Below are 21,255 nucleotides of genomic sequence, written 5' to 3' on the forward strand. Positions count from 1 at the left end.
GCGTGATTTGCACATAAGCTCTCCAGGTCAGGGCAAAGACTTCACCGGGAAGGTAGCACGCGCGCGCTCGCGGAGGTAGACGGCATGACCGCGTCGCGGCGCCGCCATGTGCCACCACGTGCGCGCGCGGACAACCCGACGAGAGAGCGCATGGTCGTACCAGCGTCGAACTCGCCACGATCTGGGAGCGCAAGACCGGACCCAGCGATCCACCCACCCTGTTGTTGTGCGCCAAGGTTGCGACCCATTGCGATCATCATTCGACCTGCTCTAAAGTTTGTCACATGCGAGAACCCGAGCTGGAGGCCCTCCTGCTGCGCATCGTTCCGGACCTCGCGCGCGATTGGTCGGGTGCTTCGCCCGAGGACGTCGCGGAGTTGGCCGAGCGCTTCGAGGACCGGGGCTACGATCTCCCTCCGTTCTATCGCTGGTTCCTCTCGCGGCTCGGCGGCAGCGTGGGTGCGCTTCACCCCGTCCTGCGGGGCTTCTCTGCCGCGGACATCCTGGCGGCGTATCGTAGCAACAGCGTCGACCTCGGGCCGACCCAGTTCCTCATCGGTCGCGTACCCGATCCGCTGTTTCCTTGCGACGTCTACTACGACCTGGCCTGCCCGGCGCAGGACGACGCCTGCGTCCTGCGGCCGCGCATGCCGACCGGGCCCGGGCTGCGGAGAAGCGAGACGTTCCGCGAAATGCTCGCAGCGGAGGTCATGCTCTGGTTCCGCGTAAGGACGGCCCCTCACCGGTGCACCGGCAAGCTCGTCAGCGCCGAGCGAGGCGCCGCCGACCTGCTCGACGCGGTCATGCTTCGGCTCGGCTTCACGAACCCGCTCGTGACCGGTCCCAGCTGTCGGCTGTACGAGCGAGACGCCATGACGATGGTCGCCCAAGCTACCTCAGGACCAGATCTATTCGAACTCTTCGAGTTCGAGGTCGGCGGAGCGAACACGACAGGCATTCGCCGCTTGCTGCGAGGCATCTCGACGGGCTCCTCGCTCCACGTCGACGCTGAGCGCTGGGCCTCGCGCTGAGCCTGAGCCCCCACGCGCGTACTTGTCGTCACCTCCCCGCGAGGCCGAGCTGGGCCAGCAGGAACGCTGCCTCGAACGCCCGGCTGTGCAGCCATTCGCGGCGGCTGCTGGGGCCGGCGTGGCCGGCGTGGGCCTCGGTGCGCAGCAGCGTCGGGCCGCTGCCGGTCGACAGGCGGCGCTGGCGGGCGACGTAGCGGGTCTGCTCGTGGTAGGCCACGCGGGCGTCGGCCAGCGATGATTCGACCAGCAGGGCCGGATAGGCGCGCGGGCCCAGGTTCGAATAGGGGCACCAGGCGCGGATGACCTCGTAGTCGGCGCGCACGGCCGGGTCGCCCCACTCCTCGTATTCGGTGGTGGTGAGCGGCGCGGTCGGGTCGGCCATGGTGCCGACGGCGTCGAGGAACGGCACGCGCAGGACCGCGGCGCGGAACAGCTCGGGGCGTTGATTGAGCACCGACGCGACCAGCGCCCCGCCGGCGCTGTCGCCGGCGACTGCCAGCATTTCACGGGTCGTGTAGCCGCGCTCGATCAACTGGGCGGCGACCGCCAGCAGATCACGGCCGGCGTTCAGGCGCGCGCGCCGGCGGCCGGCCTCGTGCCACGGCTCGCCGAGCTCACCGCCGCCGCGCACCCACGCGATCACGAAATCGAAACCGCGGTTCATCAGCGCGCAGCGGGCGGCGTCGAAGTCGGGGTCCCAGGCGGAGCCGTACGAGCCATAGGCCTCGAGCAAGATCGGCCGCGGACCGGTGCGCGGGCCGGCGCCGGCGAAATGCATGTACAGCAGCTCCGTGCCGTCGTCGGCGCGCGTCGCAGCGAACGCGCCGGTGCTGCGGCCGCAGGCCGCCGGTGCGGGGCGGCTGTGGACCAGGGTCTCGCCGCCGTCGGCGAACGCGAGGTCGACGGTGTCGTCGGGCGCGTGCACGGCGGTGAGGTGGACGCGATAATGGCTGGCTGACGGATCGGGGTTGTCGCCGGGGCTGATGTCGACGATCTCGCCTGTCCGCGGGGACAGGCCGCGACGGCGCTCGGCGGCGCCGGCCCGCGCGCTGCGGCCGGTCGCCAGCTCGACGAACACCAGCCGCGGGAAGCCGCGCTCGCGCTGCAGCAGGGCCAGGTGGCCCATGAACGCGTCGAGATGGGTCAGGGCGACGCCGGGCCGCTCGGCGACGACCTCGCGCCAGCGCGCCAGCGCGGGGTCGTCCTCGGCGGCCGCGACCACGCGAAAGTACGGGGCGCCGCGGTTGCTGCGGACATAGAAATCATCGCCGGCGTGATCGACGTCGTAGAGGTGCCCGGGCTCGCGGGGCGCGATCACGGTCCACGGCCCCGCCGGCGTCCGGGCCACCCGCACCTCGGCGGTGGTGGCGGAGGCGCTGCGGGCCAGCAACCACTCGCCGGAGCGGCTGCGCTCGACGTACACGTCGAACCGCGGATCGGTCTCCTCGAAGATCGCTCGATCGTCGCCGCCGATCGCTCGCCCGCGCAGCGCATACGAGCGATAGGTGTCGTCGCGCACGGTGTAGACCAGCTCGCGGCTGTCGCCGCTCCACGCCGCCGAGGTGACACGATCGATCTGCCCGGGCCGCACCGCCCCCGTCTCGAGGTCTTTGATAAAAAGCGTGTAGTTTTCGTCGCCGACGACGTCGAGCGAATAGGCGAGCAGGCGATTGTCGGGGCTGACCTCGAAGACTTCGAGGTCGAGAAAATCGCGGCCACGCGCCAGGCGCGGCAGGTCGAGGATCACCTGCGGGGATTCGTCGGGGCTGGCGTCGGCGCGGCGGCGGAGCCAGGTCGGGTGCTCCTCGTGGCGGCGCTGGCGGGACCAGTAGAGCCATTCGCCGCGGCGCACGGGGGCCGTCTCGTCGTCGACATAGGCGATGGCCTCGATCTCCCGCTCCAGCGCGCGCATGAGGGCGCGATGCGGCCGCAGCACCGCGTCGGCGTGGCGGTTCTCGGCGGCGAGGTGGGCCCGCACCGCCGCGTCCTCGGGCCCGGCGCGCAGCCAGGCGTACTCGTCGCGCAGGGTCTCGCCGTGCAGGGTGAGGACCGCGTCGTCGCCGGTGCGAGCGACCGGCGCCGGGGCGCTTGCGAGGCCGAGGGCGAGCGCGACGGCGCGGAACATGGCCCGACGATGCCTGCGGCGCGGGCCGGCTGTCCAGCGACCTCGGGGCGACGCAAGGAATGGGACCCGCCGCGGCCCTCGCCCCGCTCGCTGCACGTGGCCGTCGCGTCCGGCGATCGCGGTAGACTGGCGGTCCACGGAGGACAGCGATGCCATACGACCAGGGAGCGGCGAAACGGCTGCGCACGGCGGTGATGCGCGCCGGACCGAGAGGACTCATCGAGGAGCGCAAGATGTTCGGCGGCATCGCCCTGCTGGTCGACGGCAGCATCGCCTGGGGCGTGCTCGGCAGCGATCTCGTGATTCGTGTGACCGACACCGCCGCGGCGCTCGCCCGGCCGCACGCGCGCCCGTTCGACTTCACCGGCCGACCGTCGCGCGGGCTGGTGTACGTGGGGCCGCAGGGCTACGCGGAGGAGGGCGAGCTCGACGCGTGGGTCGCGCTGGGGATCGCCGGGGCGCAGGCGGCCGTCCGCACCAGGCGAGCGAAGCCACGAGCGAAGCCGCCAGCGCCGCGGGCCCGCGCGCGCTAGGACGCCCGGACCTCGAAGACATGTCCTTCGGGACATGTCATCATGAGCCACGAGCGAAGTCCCGCGCGCCCGGACTTCGAGAACATGTCCTTCGGGACTGCTAACAGAGAGCCGCGAGCGAAGCCCCGCGCCCAAAGTTCGAGGACATGTCCTTCGAGACATCTCTTCGCTAGCCGCGAGCGAAGCCCGCCCGCGCGCCAGGACGCCCAGCCTTCGATGAGCCGTCCTTCGGGACAGCTCATCGAGAGCCACGAGCGAGCGGCTCGACGCGCGCACCGGGCCGCGCTCACCTGCGCGCGACCCGGTGCCACGACTCAGTCGACCGAGACGCGGACCGGCAGGTCGCGGATGTCGCGGAAGATCGGGTGGTCGCCGTAGACCGGCGGGCCCGCCAGCTCGATCGTCGGATAGCGCGCGAGGAACTGCTGCAGCGCGCTCTCGGCCTCGAGCCGCGCCAGCGAGGCGCCGAGGCAGAAGTGCGGGCCGTGGCCGAACCACGGGCTCGAGCCCGTGCGCCGGCGGATGTCGTAGACGTCCGGGTCGGCCACGAACTCGGGGTCGCGCAGGGCGCTCTGCGTGTTGAGGAACACGGGCTGCCCGCGGTGGAAGTCGACGCCGTTCCAGCTGAACGGCTCCTCGACGAAGCGGGTCAGCCCGCCGCCGCGGCCGAACGCGTTGTAGCGCAGGGTCTCGTCGAGCGCGCTGCGGGCCAGCGACGGGTCCTCGCGCAGGATCGCCATCTGCTCCGGGTTCCGCAGCAGCTCCATGATCGCGTACGTGGTGAGGTGCACCGTCGTGTCGGAGCCGCCGATGATGAGGCCGGCGATCAGCGACTCGAGCTCACCGTCGCTCAGGCGGTCGGCGTCGTCGCAGGCGCTGATGAGGTGCGTCAACAGGTCGTCGGCCAGCGGGTTCTCCCGGCGGTCGGCGATCACGGCGCGCACGATCTGGCGGCCGCGCGAGATGGCCGGCATGTACGACGCGAACACCTCCGGCGACAGGCCGGGGAAGATCGTGGCGATCAGGGCGTCGGCCATGGCGATGAACTCGGCCTCGGCGCCCGGCGGGATGTTGAGCATCGCCGCGATCACGCGCACCGGATAGTTCTGGGCGAAGTCGCGGAACACGTTGATGACGCCGCGCTCCGGCAGCTTCTCGAGCACCTCGCGGACGATCTCCACGACGCGGGGCCGGTGCGCCTCGAGCTGGCGCGGCCCGAACAGCGGGGTCACGAGCTTGCGCACCCGCGCGTGCGACTCGGGCCGCATCACGAACAGGTCGTTCTCTCGCATCGCCACGAAGTCGGGATAGGCCGCGCGCAGCTCGTCCGAGAAGCCGCTGCCGAGCGTCGGATCGGTGACGAGCCGCGGGTCACGGATCAGCGCCATCACGTCGCGATAACGAAAGACGATGTGGCCCTTGGCCTGCTCCCACGCGTAGATCGGCGCCTGTTCGCGGAATCGTTGGAAGGTCGGATAGGGATCCTCGACGAACGCGGGGTCGAACGGATCGAACTTCAACTCGGACGTGACGCTCTCCAGCATCGGGCCGACGTAGCACACTCCCAGGAGAATCGACAGACTCCGGCGACCGCGCGCAGCTCGGGGAACCGCGCCCGCGACACTCGTGGAGCTGCCCATGCGGCGCCGAGCGACCTGCGCGCGCGCGAGCCCCCGCGCGTCGCGATGAAGTCACGCGATGCCGCAGGCGCGCACGCGAAGAGCCGATCGCCGCATTCGTCGCGGCGGCCCGCTGCTGTCATTCGAGCGAGGCGCGCTCCGCGACGCGGCAGAAATCACATGTCCCAAAGGCCATATAGAATTGCGAACATTTCTGCGGCCGCTCGCCCCCAAGCGCCCGTTCGCCACCTGCGCATACCCGGGCCCGCCGCGGCCCATGACCGCCGCCACGCACCTACCGCGACGTGGCGCGAATCTCTCGCCGGCCGGGCCAGAGCTCGTGGCCGCGCCCTGCCCCGGCCACGAACGCGAGCCCGCGCCGACCGCAGATTGCAGCGAGCCGCGCGAGGCCGGCGAATGTGGCGATGATGGGCCGCTCGCGCCATTCGCAGAATGCGAGCACCGGCCGGATGGTGCCGGGCAGCGGCGACGTTCGCCGAGCTTGGTGATCGTCGCAGGCCGGTGACGTTGGACGGTCGCGTGCGGCGCTCGCACACGCCGGCACGCAGGCGTGGCTCCGCGCGCCCGCGCATGCCATGCGGCGCGCAGTCCGGCGCGCAGCGAGTCGTGCGCGCTCGCCGGAGCGCGCCGGTGACCGCCCGCTCGCGCCGCGCCGCGCCGGCGTGGGGGAGCTCATGGGCCATCGCAAAGGCCGTCGTGGTCGCCGTCGACCCCGCCGCTCTGCCAGCAGTGCAGCCAGGCGTCGAGGAACAGCCGCCGCTCGGCCACGAACGCGCGCATGTCCTCGACCTGATCGAGGTGCTGCTCGAGCGTGAAGGGTCGGTTCGGATCGTCGGCCGCGGCCGCGGCGATCTGCGCGGCCCAGGTGTCGAGGCGGTCCTGCAGCACCGCGACGTCGTAGCCGGTCGCCACGGCGAACGCGATCGCCTCGACGTAGCGGGCGAACCATGCCGGATCGGCGGTGGCGATGGCGTAGAACGGGCGTCCGTGGTGATTCTCCTTGATGTACGTGTACGGGTCGGTGTCGGGCTCCAGGCGCGTGAAGGTGTCGTCGAGGTCCCACGGGATGACGACGAAGCCGGAGCTCGGGTCGTTGTAGACGTACTGATTGAGCCCGCCGCCCCAGGCGCCGTCGCGGTCGGGGATCACGGCCTCGGTGGCCCACTCGAGCAGCGCCTGCTCGAGGTTCATCACCGCGAGCAGGTCCGCGACGGTCTCGGCGGCATTCAGCTGCTCGACGTCGGCCTCGCTCGGGTCCTCCTCGTTGGTCTTCTTGTCCCAGCCCGAGCCGCCGCCGCCGCGCTTGTAGAGGTTGCCGCGCGGCGCCGCGAAGTTGCGCTCCAGGAACTCGCTGTCGACCTTCTCGATGTTGGTGAACAGGCCGTAGTAGGCGCCGTTGACGACCACGCGGATGTTGTTGGCGCACGGCGCCGCGAGCCCGACGTCGCGCAAGATCGCCAGGGCCAGGCGGTCGCGCAGGAAGCTGCGGTTGTACTCGGCGGCGTCGAACAGCACGTGCTTGAGGCCCTCGAACCGGCCCGCGTCGTCGTAGGTGTTGAACGAGACCTCGAACTGCATCTTCTTCTGGTCGTGCCAGTGCGAGGCGTTGCCGCGCAGGCGCACGGAGGCGTCGGTGATCACGGTGTCGTCGACCTTGAAGCTCAGCAGCGGGTGCTCCTTCAGGTCGTCGTCGTCGGCGATCGCCCACTCCTGCTCGAGCCCGGCCAGCTCGGGCGGATCGATCTCCAGCTCCACCGTCGGGAGGCGCTCCTGGGCGTAGAACTCGGGGCACCCCTTCGGCTGCCACGCCGGCTCGCCGGTGGTCGTGCCGGGCGGGTCGCCGGTGGTCCCGGCCGGCTCGCCGCTCGCGGTCCCGCCGTCGCTCGCGGGCGATTCGCTCGTGCTGCCGGTCGTCGCCGCCTCGCCGGTCGTGGTCGCGGCGGGCGGGGGGGACGTCGTGCTGGTGCCGCCGTCGCTGTCACCGTCGGCGGCGGGCGGGTCGGGACATCCGGCGAGGATCGAGACTGCGAACACGGCCGATGCGGGGCGCATGACAGAAGGCTGAGACCGCGACCCCGGGCGACAAGGGGAGCCCGTCACGCCCGCGCCGCGCCTGGTCCGAACGCGGGTCCGATCGCACGCGCAGGGACGCGAGCGTTCGACGCTCGTCACGAGCGCGGCGACGAACGCCGCCGGGCTCGATGCGCCTCGCCCTATTATGCCGCGGGGGCCAGCTGCACGGCCGGCAGGCGCGCGGCGATCAGGTCGGCGAGGAAATCGGCGAACGGGACGCCGGCGGCGGCCAGAGCCATGCGGAAGCCGGAGCCGGGGCCGAGGTCGGGGTTGGCGTTGACGTCGATGACTTGCAGCGCGCCTTCGGCGGCCCGCAGATCGAAGCGGCAGTAACCGGTCATCCCGAGCAGCGTGGCCGCGCGCGTGCACACGGCCACGATCTCGGCGTGCACCGCCGGATCAAGGCCCCCGGCGATCTGGCTCTCGCTCGCCTGCGCCTCGGGCGAGGCCGTGTCCCACTTGGCGGTCCAGCCGACCACGCGCCGCTCGGGCGCCAGCGTCGGCGCGAACACGATCTGCCCCGGCGGCAGGACCAGGAGCCCGCGCGGGCCGGCGTGGTAGAGCGCGAGGTTGTACTCGGGGCCGTCGACGAAGGTCTCGATCAGCGCCGGCTGATGGTGCCGGGCCCACACCTGACGCGCGCGGGCCAGCGCCGCCTCGGCGTCGTCGCACACGCTGCCCGCGTCGACGCCGACGCCCCCGCCCTCGCGCGCCGGCTTGACGATGACCCGGCCCGCGGCCGCGCGGGCCAGCAATTCGCGGATGTCCTCGAGGACATGTTCTTCGGAGCAGCCGGGCGCGACGGCGAAGCCGGTCGGGGTCGGCACGCCGGTCTGGCGCAGGAACTGCTTGACGAACGGCTTGTCCTGGCAGAGCGCGAGCGTCACCGGATCGCAGCCGCAGCAGGGGATCCCCAGCATGTCGAGGCCGAGCGCCAGGTGGGCCTCGAATCGCGTGCGGCCGATGGCGCCCTCGCACAGGTTGAACACCACGTCGGGCGCGAGCGCGCGGACGGCCGCCAGCGCCGCGGGCACCGAGTCACCGACCGGCACCAGGGTGCAGGCGTGCAGCGGAGCCAGCGCGGCGTGGACGTCGCGGGCGGTGGCCGCGAGCTCGGGCGCGCCGAGCGGCGCGGCCACCGGCGGATCGGAGAGGGGGGCGTCGTGATACGTGATGGCGATCCGCATGGGGCTCCGGCGAAGTAAGGGACGAAGGCAGCTAATGTTCGGGGGTCGAATGGCGGCGGTCGGGTCCGGCCCAGCGCCGGGTGGCGGCGCCGAGGATCCGGGCGATCAATTGGTCATAGCTCCAGCCGTGGCCGCGAGCGATGATCACGAGGTCGCTGCTGACCGGGTGGAGGCCGGGCAGCGGGTTGACCTCGATGAAGTTGGGGTCGCCGCGGCGGTCGCAGCGGATGTCGATGCGCGACAGGTCGCGGCAGCCGAACACGCGGTGGACGTCGAGCGCGAGCCCGCGGACGGCGTCGAGCCGGGCCGCGTCGAGGCGCCCCGACTGCAGCAGCTCGTCGGTCATGACGTAGCGGACCTGATTGAGGTAGTCGCGCTTGACCTCGAGCGAGTAGACAAAATCCTCGCCGCTGTCGGTCCGCGGGGTCACCTGCATCACGCCGACGACCTCGGCCGCGGCGCCGTTGCCGATCACGCCGACGGTGAACTCGTCGCCGGACAGGAACTCCTCGATCAGCACGGCCTGGCGGTAATCGTGCTGCAGCCCGGCCACGCGCTCGCGCAGGGCCGCCTCGTCGTGGCACACCGAGTTCTTGCGGATGCCCATCGACGAGCCCTCGGCGACCGGCTTGACGAACAGCGGATAGGCGAGGTCGACCGCCCCGAGCGCCTCGTCGGCGCCGACGATCTGGAACGGCGCGGTGCGGATCCCGTGGGCGGCGGCGAAGATCTTGGCGATGCCCTTGTCGAGCGCCAGCGCCAGCGCGAACGGCCCCGAGCCGGTGTTGGGGATCCCCAGCACCTCGAGCACCGCCGGGATCTGCGACTCGCGCCCGCGCCCGCCGACGCCCTCGGCGAAGTTGAACACCCCGTCGACGCGCCGCCCCGGCTCGGCCAGCGCCGCCAGCATCGGCTCGCCCCAGCCCAGCCGGTCGACCTCGTGGCCGAGGCTGCGCAGGGCGCGGTCGATGGCGTCGACGGTCTCGACCGAGTCGAACTCCTCGAAGCGATCGATCGGCTCGCCCGGCGAAGGACCGAGCTCGGGCTTGAGGTTGAAGGTCAGACCCAACCGCATGCGACCTCCGTGGCGGCCGCCGAGACGCGCGGGGCCGGGCTACGAGGGGTCGCTACGCAGCGACCGGCGGCAGGGGGAGGTTTTGCGGACGATGCACCCGGAGGTTCCAATGTGGCTTCTCGGGACGGAACCATAGCCACTTCGTCGCCGGGGGAAAGTAAAAATTTCGCGTCGCCCGCCCGAGGGCGCGAGACCGCGGACCGCGGGCCGGCGCCGCGGCGAGTCCCCGGCCGGTGTGAACTGTTGCGCGCAGGCGCGGACGGACGCGCCGCTCCCGTGGGCGCGGGGGTGAATCCTGGCGTGCTCCGCAGTGCGAGTTCGCGCCGGCTGCCGTCATTGTCCACAGTCGCGAGCGGGCCCGGCGCTGCCGCCATTGCGTACAGCGTACCTTGCGATCGGCACGCCGTTCCGCGGCCGACAGCCAGCCGTCATTCCGGCGAGCGCCCGCAATAGCGATGGACCAGCCCGAGCAGCAGGTCGAGGTCGATCGGCTTGCGCACGAACCCGGCCACCCCGGCGGGCGCGGCCTTGGGGTGCGCCGCGGACATCACCACCACCGGCAGCGCGAGCAATCGGTCGTGGTGGCGCAGGCGGTCGACGACCTGCCAGCCGTCGAGCACCGGCATCATCAGGTCGAGCAAGATGAGGCACGGCTCACGGTCCTCGCCGTGAAGGTAGGCCAGGGCCTCCTCGCCGTTGGCGACCCCGTGGACCAGGTAGCCCTCGCCCCGCAGCAGGTCGGCCACGCCCTCGCGGATGTCGTCGTCGTCCTCCACCAGCAAGATCGGCAGCATCGATCTTACGATGGGAGCAATGAGCGGCCCCGACAAGCGCGGCCGAGGTCGCTGCGCATATTGCGAGCCATCCAGGCCCAGCGGGGCCGCGCAGGCCCACGCGGCGGGTTTTGGCCGGACCACGTCGCCGGGCCGGCGCGCGCCCGGCGATGGCCACACGATCGAAGGCACCATGTCCCTCGATGCCGTGACTTGCGCCGACGACGCCGGACTCGTCTACGTGACCGACGCGAAGCCGGGGCTCCGTCGCCGCCGCGCCGGCACCGGCTTCGCCTACCGCGACGCCAAGGGTCGCCCGATCAAGGACGCCGAGGTGCTCGCGCGCATCCGCCGGCTGGCGATCCCGCCGGCCTGGACCGACGTGTGGATCTGCCCCGACCCGCGCGGCCACATCCAGGCGGTCGGCCGCGACGCTCGCGGGCGCAAGCAATACCGCTACCACCCGCGCTGGCGAGAGGTCCGCGACAGCACCAAGTACGAGCGCATGCTGGCGTTCGCGGCGGCGCTCCCGGCGATCCGCGCCCGCGTCGACCGCGACCTCCGCCGCCCCGCGCTCGACCGCGACAAGGTGCTGGCGACCGTGGTCCGCCTGCTCGACACCACCCACATCCGCATCGGCAACCCCGAATACGCCAGCTCCAACGATTCGTACGGGCTGACGACCATGCGCGACCGCCACGTGAAGATCCACGGCCAGCACATCGAGTTCCGCTTCCGCGGCAAGTCCGGCAAGGAGCACCGGGTCGCCGTCGACGACGCCCGCCTGGCCAAGGTCGTCCGCAGCTGCCGCGACGTGCCGGGCCAGGACCTGTTCCAGTTCTACGACGACGCCGGCACCCACCACGCGATCGGCTCGGCCGACGTCAACGCCTACCTGCGCGCCTGCTCGGGCGACGAGTTCAGCGCCAAGGACTTCCGCACGTTCGCCGGCACGGTGCTGGCGGCCCACGAGCTGTGGCGGGCGCCGCGGCCGGAGCAGAAGGGCCGGCGCAAGCAGGCGGTGACGCGGGCGATCGAGCAGGTCGCCGGCTGCCTCGGCAACACGGTGACGGTGTGCCGCAAGTGTTACGTGCACCCCTCGGTGCTCGAGGCCTACGAGGACGGCGCGTCGCTGCCGACCTCGCTGCGCGGCCCGAAGGCCTACCAGGCGCTGCGGGCCGACGAGCGCCGCGCGGTCGCCCTGCTGCTCGAGCGCCAGCGGACCGCCGGCCAGCGCACGCTGTCGGCCCGCCTGGCGGCGTCGCTGAAGCAGCGCCAGTCGGCCCGCCACGCCGAGGTGCGCCAGGCGGCGTGAGCGATCCGCCCGTGACAAAGTTTGTTCGCATGTGCGATTGGACATGCGCTTGAGAGCATGACCTCCAAGACATGCTCGATGGGGCATGTCCCATCGATCATGTCCTTTCGGACATGCCCGATGCTCTCTGCCGACCCGGACCGCCGCGTCGGCCTCAGCGGGCCTTGCGGCGGACGCCGTCCTGCATGCAGGTCAGCAGCGCCTCGCGCAGGGTCGAGAGCGTGGCGATCCGGCCGAGCTCGACGCCGAGCGAGATGATCGACGAGGCGACGTCCGGGCGCACGCCGACGATGATCCCGCGGGCCCCGAGCAGCTGGACCGCGCGGACCAGGCCGAGGATGTGGTGGGCGGTGCCGGTGTCGACGACCTCGACGCCGGTGAGGTCGATGATGGCGAAGCGGGCGCGCAGGCGGCCGATCGCGTCGAGCAGCAGCTCCTGCATCCGCATCGCCTGCCCGGCGTCGATCGTGCCGAACAGCGGCATCAGCACCACGCCCTCCCACACCTCGATGATCGGCGTCGACAGCTGACGGATCGCCTCCTGCTGGGCGGCGATGATCTCGAGCTTGTCGCGCAGGCTGGCCTCGATGCGCTTGCGGGCGGTGGCGTCGAAGAAGAACCCGCGGCGCAGCGGCGAGTCGGCGCGGGCCTTGTGGGCGGCGCGGATGCTGTGCACCCACAGCTCCTCGCCGTCCTCGGCGCGCACGCGGAACTCGAGCTCGCGCCCTTCGCCGCCGGTGCTCGCCAGGTGCAGCGCCAGCGCCTCGCGGTCGCCCGCGTGGGTGATGCCGGCCAAAAACCCGGGGTCGCCGGTGAAGCGCTCGCTGGCGTGGCCGAGCAGCCCGGCCACCTGCGGGCCCACGTAGGTGAGGCGGCCGGCGGCGACGTCGACCTCCCACGGGATCGCGCCGGCGCTCTCGACCAGCTGGCGCAGGCGGTCCTCGCTCTCGCGCAGGCCCTGCTCGACCAGCTTGCGCTCGCGGTTCTCGCGGGCCAGGTCGCCGTACAGCGACGACACCGCCAGCGAGATGGCCGCCTGCGACAGCAGCAGCTCGAGCACCGCCGTGCGCTGCGGGGTGAAGGCGCCGCTCATCCAGTTGTTCTCGAGGTAGAGCACGCCGACCAGCCCGCCCGAGCGCACGATCGGCACGCACAGCACGCTGCGCACCTGGCCGGCCGCGAGGTGCGGGTCGGCGGCGAACAGCGGGCTGCTGCGGGCGTCGGTCAGCAGCACCTGCTCGCGGGTGCGGCGGACGTACTGCACGATCGACAGCGCCAGCGCGTCGCCGCCGGCCTGCGGGCGCGCGGCCGGCAGCGCGACCTCGACGCCCTGATCGCCGGTGCGGGCGCTGGCGGCGACCACCAGCCGCTCGCGCTCGAGCAGCAGCAGGTGGCCGGTCTGGGCCCCGGCGTGCTCGAGCACGATGTGCATCAAGCTGCTCATCAGCTTGTCCTGCATCAGCTCGCCCGACAGCGCCTGCGTGGCCTTGACGACCGCGAGCGCGTCGACCGACAGCCACTGCGAGCCGGGCGGCGTCATCGGCCCCAGCTCGGGCACGCGCGTGGCGAGCTGGGTCAGCTTGGCCGTCGCGCCCCAGCGGGCGTAGAGGCTGCGCGCGCGCTCGAAGTAGGCGACCGCGGCGACGCCGAGGCCGAGCGCGCGGGCCAGCTCGCCGGCGCGCTCGCAAGCCATCGCCTCGACGGCGAGGAACGAGTCCTGCGCGGCCGCGCGGGCGGCCGCCTCGAGCCGCGGCAGGGCGTCGGCCGAGCGACCCTCGAGGCGCAGCAGCTCGGCCCCCAGCAGCTCGGCGCGGGCGCGGAAGTTGGCCGGGCAGCGGGCCGCGAGCCGCTCGCTCAGGGCCGCCTGCACGCGCACGCGCTCGAGCATCTCGGCCCGCCGCGCCGGCTCGCGGTCGGCCACCGCGGCGGCCACGAGGGCGCAGTAGAAGTCGCCGTCGGCGCCGAGGAAGGTGCCGAGCAGGCCGTTGCCCTTGGTCGCGGCGAACCGCTCGGCGGCCTGCAGCGCGCCGGGCAGGTCGCCGAGCAGGTAGAGCCGCTGCATGCGCAAGAAGTGGTGGGTACCGAGCGCGGAGCCGGCGATCTTGGGCCCGGGTTCGACCGCGTCGTCGGCGTCGACCCGGGCGCCGCGCAGCCGCGGCAGCTGGGCCAGCACGACCTCGACGGTCATGACCGCGATCTCGTGCTGCATCTGCACGTAGCTGCTGCGGTGGCGGGCCCACTGCTCCTCGACCTGGGCCAGCGCGTCGCCGCGGCACAGCAGCAGCGTGTCCTGGCCGAGCAGCGCGAACGCGCCGTAGGCCGAGAGGTCGCCGGCCTCGACGCCGGCCTGCTGCCCGGCGCGCAGGTGGGCCAGGATCTGCGGCAGCGGCTCGTGCCACGGGCCGGTGAACCAGCCGTAGATCGTGCGCACCTTGGCGTGCACGCCGGCGTCGGCGATGTGGTCGAGCCGGCGCAGGGTCATGCGCGCGATCCGCCCCGAGAGGTCGTGCTCGCCGAGCACGGTGACCAGCAGCAGCGCGAACGAGGCGTAACCGACCACCGAGTCGCGCGTCTCGCCGTGGACCAGCGACAGCTCGACGAGGCGGAGGATGATGATCGAGAACAGGACGATGTCGAGGTAGAAGCTCGACGGCAGCAGGCTGACCAGCACCTGCGCGGCGACCTTGCGCGCCGGGTCGGCGACCGAGGTCGCGTGCTCGAGCGCCTCGATGTCGAGCACCGAGAAGCGGGCCACCGCGACCTCGATCATCGGTCCGAACGCGGCCAGGCGCGCCTCGGCGGTGGCCGGGATGTCGACGCCGAGCTCGCGCAGGGCCTTTTGCCCGACGTCGAGGCTCTCCTGCATGCGGCCGACCGAGTAGAACAGGCTGATCTGCAGCGTGAAGATCTCGGCCCGCTCGAGCGGCCCGCGGGCGCGCGACAGCGCCGCGGCGAACAGCTGCTCGGCCGCCTCGTTCTCGTTGCAGAGATAGGCGCACTCCGACAGGTCGCGGTGGAGATCGAAGGTCAGCTGGAAGTGCGCGTCCCAGGTGTCGGCGGGCAAGAGGCCGAGCGCGGCCCGCAGGTACACGAGCGCCGAGGCGTAGGCGTTGGCCTGCTTGGCCCGCCGCCCGGCCTGCAGGTCGAGGCGCGCGAGGTCGAAGCGGGCCTGCGGATCGTCGATCAGCGCGGCCGCGGCGTTGAGGTGATTGACGACCGCGAACAGCCGCTCGGGCGCGACGTCGCTGCCGGGCGGGCCGCGCAGCTCGCGACCGATGCGCAGGTGCACGCCGGCCCGCTCGGCCTCGGGCGTGAGGCTGTAGGCGGCCTGCTGCACGCGATCGTGGGTGAACTTGAGCTGGCCGCCGCGCGCGACCACCAGCGCGTCGGTCAGCGCCGGCGCGAGGTCGGCCATCACCGCCGCCTCGTCGCGGCCCAGCAGCGCCGCCAGGGTCGTCGGCGCGATCTCGGCGCCGGCGCAGGCGAGCAGGCTGAGGGCCCGCTGGGTCGCCGCCGGCAGCCCGCGCAGCCGCTCGAGCATCAAGGCGACGATGTTGTCGGTGTAGCCCTGGGTCTCGATCGCCGCGAGGTCCCAGCGCCACACGCCGGCCTCGGGGTCGAGGTAGAGCAGGCCCTCGGCCGCCAGCATGGTCAAGAACTGGCCGACGAAGAACGGGTTGCCGGCGGTCTTGGCGTGCAGCAGCCCGGCCAGCTGATCGGCCGCCTCGGGGCCGCAGCGCAGGGTGTCGGCCAGCAGCGTGGCCACGTGCTGCGCCGGCAACGGCGCGACCACGAGGTCCGACACGCGCACCCCGGCGCTCTGGATCTCGAGCAGCGCGGCGGTCCACGGGTGGGTCGGATCGATCTCGCCGTCGCGATAGGCGCACACGACCAGCACGTGCTGGACGTCGGGGTGGGTGAGGATGTGCTGCAGCAGGCGGATGCTGGCGGTGTCGGCCCACTGCAGGTCGTCGAGGAACAGGATCAGCGGGTGGTCGGGCTGGGCGAACACGCCGATGAACTGGCGCAGGACCCGGTTGAAGCGGTTCTGCGCCTCGAGCAGCGGCTGCGGCGGGACCGGCGGCTGCGGCCCGATCACGAGCTCGAGCTGCGGGATGATGTCGACGACCAACTGCCCGAGGTTGCCGAGCTCGGCCTGCAGGCGCTGGCGCCAGCTGGCCAGGTGCTCCTCGCTGGCGGCCAGCAGCTGGCGGGCCAGCTCGCCGAACGCCTTGACGAGGGTGGCGTACGGGATGTCGCGGTCGTACTGATCGAACTTGCCGGCCACGAACATGCCGGGCTGGGCGGCGTGGCGTCGCTCGAGCGCGTCGACCAGCGCCGACTTGCCGATGCCCGAGGGCCCGCGCACCAGCGCCAGCTCGGGCGCGCCGCGCTGGGCCACCCGCTCGCGCGCCCCCTCGAGCGCCTGCAGCTCGGCGTCGCGGCCGTAGAGGCGCTGGGAGATCCGCAGCTGCTCGGGCACGTCGCGCTGGCCGAGCGGGAACCGCTGCTCGCCGTCACCGCGGGCCGCCGCGGCCAGCCAGCGCTCGAGGTCGGCGATCAGGCCCGCCGCGCTCTGGTAGCGCTCGTCGGCGGCCTTGGCCAGCAGCTTGAGGGCGATGTCCGCCAGCGGCGCCGGCACGTCCGGGCGCAGCTCGGCCGGCGCGCGTGGGGCCTGAGCCACGTGGGCGTGCGTCCATCCGAGCAGATCGACGGCGGTGAACGGCGGCGCGCCGGTCAGCAGGTGGTAGAGCAGCGCGCCGAGCGAATAGAGGTCGGAGCGGTGATCGGCGGCGTGCAGCGTCGGCTGCAGCAGCTCGGGCGCGGCGTAAGCGAGCTCGTCGGGCCGGTGCGCGGCCAGCCAGTCGGCGCCCTCGTCCGCGCCGTCGAGCCCGACCACGTCGTCGCCGACCAGCCGGATCCACCGCGGCGCGAGGTGGCGGTGGGCGTGGCCCTGGCGGTGCATGGCGTGCACCGCGGCGGTCAGGTTACGGAGCAGGACGGCAGAGCGCTCCGGGGCGAGCGGGCGAGCGACGAGCTCCTGCAGGGTCGTGGACAAGGACAATCCTTTCACGGGGGCGAACGCGGCCGCGATCATCGAACAATTGCGGCGAGTCCGACAAGGGCCTCGCGGGCGCAAGAGCGCTCGGTCGTCACGAAATCGACGACGACGCGAGGCCGATGCGGCGAGCGCCGCTCGTGCGAGGATGTGTGCCTCGCCGCCGCGTGCTCGCGGCCCGCGACATTAAAGACGTGAATGCCCACACACCGGGGCCCGACCGGTGTTCGGCAGCCCCCGCTTCCAGCGGCGCCGGGCGTCGATTTCAGCAGTGACGGATCGCTCGCGCGTCGATCGCTCGCTCCAATGGCGCTCGCGCGGGCCGCGAGCGAGCGGCGAGCGAGCGAACCCTCGACGACGCCCGCGCCGCAGCGATCGCAGCGGCCGCGCGGCGCCTCACAGTGACCGCGGCGATCGGCGCCCCGTCCGCCGGCTCACTCGCCGGCGCCGCTCGCCGGCTCGCTCGTGTCGTCGCCGCGCAGCGCCACCGACTCGCCGGCGATGGTGGCCCCGCCCTCGAGGCACAGCATGCGCACGCGGCCGCTGGCGACCGGGCGCCCGTCGTCGTCGCGGATCTCGACGCCCCACACCTGCGTGCGCCGGCCGCGGCTCAGCGGGGTCGCGCGGGCCCGCAGCGTGCCGCCGCGGGTGCCGTGGAGGAACGAGGTCGCGTTCTCGAGGCCGACAGTCGCCTGCCCGCGCGCCATCGCCGACATCGCAGCGCCCGCGCTCGCCAGCGACTCGACGATCGTCGCGTACACGCCCCCGTGGACCAGGCCGTACGGCTGCAGCAGCTGCGGCGTAACGGGCACCTCGGCCTCGACCGCGTCGGCGCTGACCGCCGTGTAGGCCAGGCCGATCAGGCGGTCGAACGCGCTGCGGTGGTCGTTGAAGATCGCCAGGACCGCGGCCGGATCGCTCCGTGCCGCGACCAGCGCTGCCAGGGCCCGGCCGGCGTCGGTCATCCCCGCCACCCTACGCGCAGGGCCGGGCGCCGGCAAGGCCCCGGCGCGGTCCGCGTTCATTCCGCGGATCGGGCGCCATGTCCTCGGAGACATGCCCCCATGAACATGCTCGAACAGACATGCTCTTTCGAACATGCTCACGCAGACATGCCCCTGCGGACATGCTCGCCAGGCAACCCCGCGGCGCGAGCGAGCGCTCAGCCGCGCGACAGCCCCGGGCGCGGCACGTCGGTGCCGAGGGTCTCGGCGCTGATCGGCGCGCCGATGGCGGCCAGGGCCTGGCGGTGCTGGGCCGGCGGGACCTTGAGCAGGGCGCGCTCGAACGCCTGCAGGCGGACGAAGCTCGGCAGGGCCCAGGTGCGCGCCGCCAGGCCGGCGAGGCGGGGCCACCGCTCGGGGTCAGGCTCGACGCGGGCGAGGGCGGCGTTGCGCAGGAAGCTGGCGACGGCGATGTCGGCGATCGACAGCTCGCCGCAGAAGAACCCGTCCGCGGGCGCCTGCGCCTCGAGGTAGTCGAACACCGGCGGCACGTCCTCGCGGATGGTCCTCTCGATCAGCGCGGTGTCGGGCGGCTGGTTGAACACGGCCGGGCGCACCACCACCTGGGCGAACAGGCGCCACAGCAGCACCTCGCCCATGCGCGTGTCGGCGAACTCCTCGAGCCAGCGCGCGCGGGCTCGCAGCGCCGGGGTGCGCGGCAGCAGCGGCGGCGCGGGGTGGACCTCTTCGAGGTACTCGCAGATGACGGTGGAGTCGGTGAGGGTCAGGTCGCCGTCGACGAGCACGGGGATCCGCCGCAGCGGGCTGACGGCGGAGAAGCCGTCGCCGCCGAGGAAGGGGATGATCGGGTCGATGGTGTACGCGACGCCCTTGAGGTCGAGCGCGACCAGGACCTTGCGGACGTAGGGCGAGACGTAATTGCCGACGATGTGGACCGGACCGGGCACCGGCCGACCAGACCACCGGGGCGCGGAGCTGTCAACGTCGGCCGGCGCGGGTACCTGTCCTGCGGGACAGATCGCAAGCGCCCGGCGCCTGGCGGCCCGCGCCGGCGTGGCAACCGGCAGCTTCGGCGTGAAAGCGCCAGTGGGTCGGCTCACGCGAGCGGCGCGCCCGCGACCGGGCGGCATCGGGGACGATGGGCCCGTGACCGCGAGCGACCCCCACCCTCCCACGTCGGCCCAGCTGCGCGCCGCGCTCGCCAGCCTGCAGACCGCCGAGCGCGTAGCGGGGGTTCATGCTCCGGAGTGTCGCAACGCCTCGAGACGGTGCGCGCCGTCCCGTCTCGGTCGCGCGAGGGCCCGCCCGCGTGCTCGACACATCATGTTCTATCGGACATGTCTTCAAGACCATGCCCTCTCGAACATGTTCTCCTCGCCATGAAGCTCTCGACGCGCTCGCGGGTCGCCCCGTCCTGAACAGCGCCGGCTCGACGCCCCCCCGGCTCAGCGCCGCCGCCGGCGCAGCAGCGCGAAGCCCAGCACCAGCCAGCCGGCACCGAGCCCCGCCTCGTCGATCGCGCACGAGCTCGTCGCCGGCTTCGGCGCCTCGGTCGCGGTCTTCGCGGGCTCGCTCTTGCCGCTCACGGGCGCGGGCGCAGGCGCAGGCGCGGACGTCGCCGTCTTGCCGTCCGGCGACCAGCTCCCGGTCGCGCCCGGCGGACAGTACAGCTCCCTGCCGCTGTAGTTGCCGCCGTCGCGGCAGCGCTGCTGCAGCCCCTTGGCGGCGACGCTCGCCCTGCACTCCTCGCCGACGTGCTTCCACTCGGCCTCCGGCTGCCCCGGCATGAACGCGTAGTCGCAGAACTCGCCGGCGGGGCACTGTTCGGCCAGCGTGCAGTGGGCGTTCGGCGAGTTTGGATCGGGCGGGACATCGGCCCGCGCGAGCGCCGGGGTGAACGCGAACGCGATGGCCACGAGGGCGGCCCTGAAGCAGCGAATGCTCATGCCGGCGATGATAGCGAATTCGCGGCGGCGCGCGCACGCGCGAGGATGCGCGCCGTGGACGCCCACCGGCCCGACTCATGGCATTCGCAGACCTCACTGCGGGCCGCGCTGGACCTCTCAGCAATTATCGAGAGCAGGCCGCGTTCACCGCCTGCTGCTCCGCGGGCCCACGCTTCCGCACGACCTCCTGCGTGATAACCTCCCCGATCATGCTGGCGACCGTGCCCTTCTTGCGCTGGTCCGACGTCGATCCGGCCGGGCACGAGTTCGATCCGGAGCCGGCGCGGCGGATCGTCGCGCGCCACGTCGAGGCTGCCGTCGCCGGGCGCGGGGCGCACTGGCGGGACACCCCGACGGACGTGCGTGACGCGCTCGTCACCACCTTCGAGCGCGAGTTCGTCGGCGAGTACGGCGCGTGGGCGTCCGGCTGGCACTGGGCCGCCAGCGAGCCCGGCGGCGGCGGACCTGTGCGCGGCTGGTGCTGCTCGCGCGACAGCCTGTTTCGCCGCGACGACCCCGACCCGCAGGCGACCGTCGAGCGCGTCGTCGCGGCGCTGGCCGAATGGCAGCAGTTCCTCGTCGACCGTCGCCGCGACCTTCGCCGACCTGTACCAAGAGACAGCCGAGTTCCCGCTCGCGGACCAGGTCGAGCGCGCCGCGGCCCGGCTCCTGCCGCTCGTCGTCGAGCGCACCGGCACCGAGGACGCCTGGTACAACACCTTCACCCGCACGCTGCTGTGGTGCCTCGAATCGTTCGGTCGCGCCGGCTCCGAGGTCGAGCGCGCGGTCGAGGGCGTCGTCGACGGCAGTTCTCGAGCTGGGGGCGCGCCGGCCGAGGCCTCGCGCGCCGCTTCGGCGACGGCCAGGCCGAGCTGGGCGCAGGCCTCGCGGGCGGCGTCCTCGTCCGGCGCGCACCAGCTCGAGAACTGCCCGTCGACGACGCCCTCGACCGCGCGCTCGACCTCGGAGCCGGCGCGACCGAACGATTCGAGGCACCACAGCAGCGTGCGGGTGAAGGTGTTGTACCAGGCGTCCTCGGTGCCGGTGCGCTCGACGACGAGCGGCAGGAGCCGGGCCGCGGCGCGCTCGACCTGGTCCGCGAGCGGGAACTCGGCTGTCTCTTGGTACAGGTCGGCGAAGGTCGCGGCGAGGTCGACGAGGAACTGCTGCCATTCGGCCAGCGCCGCGACGACGCGCTCGACGGTCGCCTGCGGGTCGGGGTCGTCGCGGCGAAACAGGCTGTCGCGCGAGCAGCACCAGCCGCGCACAGGTCCGCCGCCGCCGGGCTCGCTGGCGGCCCAGTGCCAGCCGGACGCCCACGCGCCGTACTCGCCGACGAACTCGCGCTCGAAGGTGGTGACGAGCGCGTCACGCACGTCCGTCGGGGTGTCCCGCCAGTGCGCCCCGCGCCCGGCGACGGCAGCCTCGACGTGGCGCGCGACGATCCGCCGCGCCGGCTCCGGATCGAACTCGTGCCCGGCCGGATCGACGTCGGACCAGCGCAAGAAGGGCACGGTCGCCAGCATGATCGGG

14 protein-coding genes are annotated in these 21,255 nt (G+C 72.9%); 3 read left to right on the forward strand and 11 right to left on the reverse strand.

Translation table 11 applies throughout. From position 1 onward, the window contains the following. Positions 1-284: 284 nt before the first annotated feature. Positions 285-1,031 (forward strand): SMI1/KNR4 family protein, encoded by a 747-nt coding sequence (locus POL25_RS43110; RefSeq protein WP_272092300.1) that lies wholly within the window; start codon positions 285-287, stop codon positions 1,029-1,031. A gap of 28 nt (positions 1,032-1,059) precedes the next feature. Here the strand turns inward: POL25_RS43110 and POL25_RS43115 are convergent, their stop codons facing one another. Next, entirely contained in the window at positions 1,060-3,156 is a 2,097-nt protein-coding gene (locus tag POL25_RS43115; RefSeq protein WP_272092301.1) for a prolyl oligopeptidase family serine peptidase, read from the reverse strand. A gap of 149 nt (positions 3,157-3,305) precedes the next feature. Here POL25_RS43115 and POL25_RS43120 point away from each other — a divergent pair, with 149 nt between their 5' ends. Then, on the forward strand, positions 3,306-3,689 hold the full coding sequence (locus POL25_RS43120; RefSeq protein WP_272092302.1) for a TfoX/Sxy family protein: 384 nt from the start codon (positions 3,306-3,308) through the stop codon (positions 3,687-3,689). 314 nt (positions 3,690-4,003) lie between these two features. On the opposite strand, the gene POL25_RS43125 is transcribed toward POL25_RS43120, so the two are convergent. From POL25_RS43125 to POL25_RS43145, 5 genes are all read right to left on the reverse strand, one after another. Continuing rightward, positions 4,004-5,233, reverse strand: a complete 1,230-nt coding sequence (locus tag POL25_RS43125) for a cytochrome P450 (protein ID WP_272092303.1) — start codon at positions 5,231-5,233, stop codon at positions 4,004-4,006. A gap of 768 nt (positions 5,234-6,001) precedes the next feature. Continuing rightward, the gene (locus POL25_RS43130; protein WP_272092304.1) at positions 6,002-7,381 is read right to left on the reverse strand and encodes a CotH kinase family protein; all 1,380 of its coding nucleotides are present in this window, start codon (positions 7,379-7,381) and stop codon (positions 6,002-6,004) included. Between the two features lie 164 nt (positions 7,382-7,545). Beyond that, positions 7,546-8,589 (reverse strand): D-alanine--D-alanine ligase family protein, encoded by a 1,044-nt coding sequence (locus POL25_RS43135; RefSeq protein WP_272092305.1) that lies wholly within the window; start codon positions 8,587-8,589, stop codon positions 7,546-7,548. 31 nt (positions 8,590-8,620) lie between these two features. Further along, positions 8,621-9,664 (reverse strand): D-alanine--D-alanine ligase family protein, encoded by a 1,044-nt coding sequence (locus POL25_RS43140; protein ID WP_272092306.1) that lies wholly within the window; start codon positions 9,662-9,664, stop codon positions 8,621-8,623. 428 nt (positions 9,665-10,092) lie between these two features. After that, on the reverse strand, positions 10,093-10,458 hold the full coding sequence (locus POL25_RS43145; protein WP_272092307.1) for a response regulator: 366 nt from the start codon (positions 10,456-10,458) through the stop codon (positions 10,093-10,095). Positions 10,459-10,630: 172 nt separating this feature from the next. Between POL25_RS43145 and POL25_RS43150 the strand changes: the two genes are divergently transcribed. Next, positions 10,631-11,752, forward strand: coding sequence for a DNA topoisomerase IB (locus tag POL25_RS43150; RefSeq protein ID WP_272092309.1), 1,122 nt, complete (start codon positions 10,631-10,633; stop codon positions 11,750-11,752). 154 nt (positions 11,753-11,906) lie between these two features. Here the strand turns inward: POL25_RS43150 and POL25_RS43155 are convergent, their stop codons facing one another. From POL25_RS43155 to POL25_RS43175, 5 genes are all read right to left on the reverse strand, one after another. Then, positions 11,907-16,811, reverse strand: coding sequence for an AAA family ATPase (locus POL25_RS43155; RefSeq protein ID WP_272092310.1), 4,905 nt, complete (start codon positions 16,809-16,811; stop codon positions 11,907-11,909). Between the two features lie 434 nt (positions 16,812-17,245). Further along, the gene (locus tag POL25_RS43160; protein ID WP_272088795.1) at positions 17,246-17,776 is read right to left on the reverse strand and encodes a PaaI family thioesterase; all 531 of its coding nucleotides are present in this window, start codon (positions 17,774-17,776) and stop codon (positions 17,246-17,248) included. A 197-nt stretch (positions 17,777-17,973) separates the two neighbouring features. Beyond that, complete coding sequence (locus POL25_RS43165; RefSeq protein ID WP_272088796.1) at positions 17,974-18,723, reverse strand: glutathione S-transferase family protein; 750 nt, start codon at positions 18,721-18,723, stop codon at positions 17,974-17,976. A gap of 498 nt (positions 18,724-19,221) precedes the next feature. After that, entirely contained in the window at positions 19,222-19,722 is a 501-nt protein-coding gene (locus POL25_RS43170) for an MYXO-CTERM sorting domain-containing protein (protein WP_272088797.1), read from the reverse strand. After that, entirely contained in the window at positions 19,719-21,248 is a 1,530-nt protein-coding gene (locus POL25_RS43175) for a hypothetical protein (protein ID WP_272092311.1), read from the reverse strand. The genes POL25_RS43170 and POL25_RS43175 overlap by 4 nt, the downstream gene beginning before the upstream one ends. Positions 21,249-21,255 lie beyond the last annotated feature (7 nt).

The organism is Nannocystis bainbridge (assembly GCF_028368995.1).
GTDB lineage: Bacteria > Myxococcota_A > Polyangia > Nannocystales > Nannocystaceae > Nannocystis > Nannocystis bainbridge.